The organism is Afipia birgiae 34632 (assembly GCF_000308295.2).
GTDB lineage: Bacteria > Pseudomonadota > Alphaproteobacteria > Rhizobiales > Xanthobacteraceae > Afipia > Afipia birgiae.
Window position 1 is genome coordinate 71,320 of record NZ_HG326656.1, and the last position, 1,096, is coordinate 72,415.

General features: G+C 67.5%; 1 protein-coding gene. It reads right to left on the reverse strand.

The window, feature by feature from the left end:
• Positions 1–1,096, reverse strand: a 1,096-nt coding sequence (gene tnpC, locus BN32_RS25230) for an IS66 family transposase (RefSeq protein ID WP_040427746.1), incomplete at both ends; no start/stop codon positions are given.

Genomic DNA, 1,096 nt, shown 5'->3' on the forward strand with positions numbered 1-1,096 from the left:
CGTATGCGTACCTCCATCAACGGAGCGGTCCTGGCGCGGCGGACGGCGAGCCGCTGCTCGGCGCTCGAGCCGCGGATCTCGGCCTCGATCGCATAGACCGCCTGCAGGCGTTCGATCACCTCGCGCGCGAACGGCGACTGCGTCGTCTTGAACACCTCGACGAACTTACGTCGGGCATGAGCAAGACAAAAGGCGAGATGGATCCCGCCGCCATGATCGCGGGCGAGCGCCTTGTAGGCGGCATAGCCATCCACCTGCAGAATGCCGGAAAAATCCGTCAATTGTCCGGCGATCTCCTCCGTGCCACGGCCGGCCGCGAACACGTAGGCAACCGCCGGCGGCGAGGGCCCGCCCCATGGTCGGTCATCCATGGCATGCGCCCAGAACTGGCAGATGCGGGTGCGATGTCGTCCGGGGTCGAGCACTGGCATCGGCGTCTCGTCGCAGAACACGCGCGGCGCGCTCTGGATCGTCCGCAGCTGAAGCTCATAGAGGCTTTTGAGCCACCAGGCGGTACGCTTCACCCAGCCGGCGAGCGTCGCGCGGTCGAGCTGGATGCCCTGGCCGGCCAGGATCTGCACCTGCCGGTACAGCGGCAGATACCAGGCGAACTTCGAGACCACCACGTGGGCCACGAGGGCCGTCGACGCCATGCCGCTCTCAATGAGGCGCGGCAGCACCTTCGCCTGCACCACGCCGTCGGTGCAGCTGCGGCAGCCGTACTTGGGACGGATTGTCCGCAGCACGCGCAGAATCGCCGGGATCACGTCCAGCACCTCGCTGACGTCCTCGCCGATCTTGTGAAGCCGACCCTGGCAGCACGGGCACGCGGTCGCCTCCGGCTCCAGCACCTGCTCACAGCGCGGCAGATGCTTGGGCAGCGCGCCGATGTTGCGGCGCGCCTTCTTCCGCGGCGGCCTGCCAAGCGGCTTCGCCGTTGCCGCATCGTCGTTGGCAGCGGCAGGTAGCGTGACGCCAGTCTCAAGATCGTCGAGGTCAAGCGCGAGCTGCTCGGCCACGAGCGCGGCAAGCCGCTCCGAGCGCTTCCCGAAGATTAGCTCCTTGAGCGTCTGCATCGCCACGCGCAGCTTCTCGT